This is a genomic window from Leptolyngbya sp. FACHB-36 (assembly GCF_014695955.1).
Taxonomy (GTDB): Bacteria; Cyanobacteriota; Cyanobacteriia; order Leptolyngbyales; family Leptolyngbyaceae; genus FACHB-36.
Genome location: NZ_JACJPG010000353.1, coordinates 1 through 3,173 on the forward strand (window position 1 = coordinate 1; position 3,173 = coordinate 3,173).

General features: G+C 54.2%; 4 protein-coding genes. 1 reads left to right on the forward strand and 3 read right to left on the reverse strand.

The window, feature by feature from the left end:
* The 3 genes from H6F43_RS10005 to H6F43_RS10015 all read right to left on the reverse strand — a co-directional run.
* On the reverse strand, positions 1-221 hold a 221-nt coding region (locus tag H6F43_RS10005; protein ID WP_190342637.1), incomplete at its 3' end, for a hypothetical protein.
* A 149-nt stretch (positions 222-370) separates the two neighbouring features.
* Positions 371-1,039, reverse strand: coding sequence for a cobalt-precorrin-8X methylmutase (locus tag H6F43_RS10010; protein WP_190342638.1), 669 nt, complete (start codon positions 1,037-1,039; stop codon positions 371-373).
* 194 nt (positions 1,040-1,233) lie between these two features.
* Positions 1,234-2,016 carry a DUF1868 domain-containing protein gene (locus tag H6F43_RS10015; RefSeq protein WP_190342639.1) on the reverse strand — a complete coding sequence of 261 codons (783 nt, stop codon included), beginning with the start codon at positions 2,014-2,016 and terminating at the stop codon, positions 1,234-1,236.
* A 252-nt stretch (positions 2,017-2,268) separates the two neighbouring features.
* Here H6F43_RS10015 and holA point away from each other — a divergent pair.
* The coding region (gene holA / locus H6F43_RS10020; RefSeq protein ID WP_190342640.1) for a DNA polymerase III subunit delta at positions 2,269-3,173 on the forward strand (905 nt) is incomplete at its 3' end.

The window sequence follows — 3,173 nt, forward strand, 5'->3', positions numbered from 1 at the left end:
TCCCGCTCGATTGGATAAATTACTTGCGTATACTTCGACAGCTGCTCCGCCGACACTTGGGCGTAAGCCGCTGCTTCAAACTCAAGCCGTCCAGACTGGGGGGCAATCTGCGGCACCAAACTTGCCAGAACTCCCACCGCCGAGAGGGCAGCGATCGCCGTTGATTGTAAAACGACCGAGCTAAAGCGAGATTTCAGAGAGTAAGCAGAGACGTTCATCATGATGGGGGTGTGACACCAAAGAAACTAGCACACTGAGGACTACAAAAGACTTTGATTTATTTTAAGGGCGATATGTTCCGGGGTTTACGAGAAGTTTTTACAGATTAGGGGTTAATGAGGAGTCAGGCGTCCGCAATAGAGATTGTTCCTCACGCCTCACCTCCCTCCCCTGCCAGTATCAGTAGGGCATTGACGATCGCAGCGGCAACAGGCGATCCGCCTTTGCGCCCTTCGACGCGGATTTGCGGAACGGGGGTTTGCGCCAGTGCTGCCTTAGACGCTTCGACGGAAATAAAGCCAACAGGTGCCCCAATTACCAAAGCAGGTTGAGCAATGGGCTGGCGGAGGTGTGAAAGCGAATGGCATAGCGCCAGTAGAGCGGTTGGGGCGTTGCCGATCGCGTAAATGGCTCCGGGATACTCCTCAAAGCAGCGCAGCAGTCCCGTTTCAGTGCGGGTTTTTCCCGGCAGAGCTTCGGTTGCTTGTTCGATCGCGCTGATCACCGGATTGCCAAACGTGCGCGCGGCTAGACCAACGATGCCCTGCTTCACCATGCTGACATCGGCAATGATGGGGGCTTGCTGACGCAGGGCAGCGATCGCGCTGGAAATCGCATCTGGACTAAACCGCAGCAGATGTTTGAACTCGAAGTCAGCGGTGCTGTGAATGACGCGTCGGACGATCGCGTATTCTGCCGGATTGAACCCGTGATCGCCAATTTCCTGATCGATGACGGCAAAGCTCTGCTGCAAAATCGGGTGGAGGAGGGGATTTTGAATTTTGAATTTTGAATTTTGGGTTGGGATTTGGTCGCTCATCGCTGCTTTTACTACGTCACCCTTCTAACGTGCCGACCCCTATTTTTTCGACCTTCAAGCTTACGCATTCCCCTTTCAGCAATTACTTTGCTAAAACCTCGGAGGTTTAAGCGCACCTGTTGAGTCATCCGGTTTTGGTTAAACCCTCCGAGGTTTGCGTTATTCCCTAACATTGGGAAAATTCAGCCGTCTGATTAAAACTCCAGCACCGCCCAGTCGGGTTCGCGGTAGTAACGGGTCATATCGTCAAATTTCCGCAGTTCGGCTCGCTGAACCCAAAATGGCGGTAGCTCTTTATCGAGCCAGTGCTGGTTCAGATCCACAATGCGATCGCCCAGTTCAGCCAACTGCTCGGCGGTGGGAATTTCGCCAAAGTAGCCCAACGTGATATGGGGGGTGAAGTAGTATTGCTGCTCGATGCCCAGACGAATCAGGTCGGAATTTTGGAACAGGGCACGGCGGAACTTGAGCAAGCGATCGTAAGCGTGCTCCTCGGTAGGAACGAGGCAAACCGCGATCGCTCGCGTCATCATGAGTAGCCCAATCACCTGAAAGCGAATGGGTTTGCCCTCGGTCAACGTCTGAGATTGCTGAAAGATTTGGGCAATTTGCTGCTGTAGCTTCGGCTCGAACTCTGGATCTTCGACGGCGTGGCGATAGGAGCTGTCCCAAATCAAATCTGCCAGAGTCAGGTGAAAGCTATCTGGCGGAATAGGCACAAACAGCGTCGGACTCAATGCCTCCAGCACTTGCTGTTGATACTGCCTTAAATGAGCATAGAGCGCGGCGTTTTCAGGGTCGTCGCTCGCAGACGGGGTAATCACCGTGTAGCCTGGAAACGGCACAGGTTGGCGACCCTGATCCGAGTGCGATCGAAATTTGGGCGATTCCTGAATGTGCTGCACCTGGGACCGATAGGTCTCTGGCAGCGTGAGACGCATTGCCCGATTCAAGTAAGTCTGGAAATTCTCGTCCAATGTGGATTGCCTCGTAAGTGATGGGTCGATTCTCTACCAAGCGCTGGAAAACTTTCTTGGGATATCAGATTTCTAGTTTATCGATCGTTGATGAATCCCCCAAGACAAAGTACCGCTCTGTATGGCAAGGACTGACATTTCCAGCCAAACGTATCTTCAGTCTGACAGGATTAATTAGACAATACTAGGGGTTGAGGTGAGGATAGACGCAATCACCCATTCCCTAAAGACCCTTGAGTGAAGGAACGAACCGTGCCAGTCTATGTGTTTTGGGGCGACGATGATTTTGCGATGGCACAGGCAGTCGAGGCGCTGCGGCAGGCGGCGATCGACCCCGATTGGAGCAGCTTCAATGTCGATAAATTGCCTTCTGAACAGCCCGATGCCGTAATGCAAGCCCTAAATCAAGTGATGACGCCGCCGTTTGGAGCGGGAAAGCGCTTTGTTTGGCTCGTAGATACCCCGCTGCTTCAGCGCTGTCCAGAAAACGTGCTGGCAGAACTAGAGCGGACGCTGCCCGCAATTCCCGAAGCCAGCGTTTTGCTGCTGACCAGCCCAACCAAGCCGGACGGACGGCTCAAATCAACCAAGCTGCTGCAAAAATATGCCGAGGTGCGAGAGTTCTCTCAAATTTCGCCTTGGAAGACGGATCTGCTAGTCAAGCAGGTGCGTCAGGTCGCGCAGGCGATCGGGGTGCGGCTAACGCCTGAAGCAGTGGATCTGCTGGTTGAGTCGGTGGGCAACAACACGCGCCAGCTCTACACAGAACTGGAAAAGCTGCGGCTTTACGCGGACGGCTCGAAGCCGCTGGACGCCACGATCGTCGCTACCCTCGTCACCGCCACCAACCAAAACGCTCTGCAACTAGGGACCGCCGTTCGGCAGGGACAGGTCGCTGAAGCGCTCGATCTGGTGGCGGATTTGCTGCGGCAGAACGAACCTGCTCTCCGCATTGTCAATAGCCTAGTGACGCAGTTCCGCACCTGGATTTGGGTCAAAGTAATGACGGAATCGGGCGAACGGAACGAACAGGCGATTGCTCAAGCCGCCGAACTAAAGAACCCCAAGCGTCTGTACTACCTTCAGCAGGAAGTCCGGACGCTTTCTCTGCCGACGCTGCTGGGAACGCTGCCAATTCTGCTGGACCTCGAAGCCAG

Coding starts and splice junctions, on each gene's coding strand:
- H6F43_RS10010 (WP_190342638.1), bottom strand. CDS start 1,039: ATGAGCGACCAAATCCCAACCCAAAATTCAAAATTCAAAATTCAAAAT.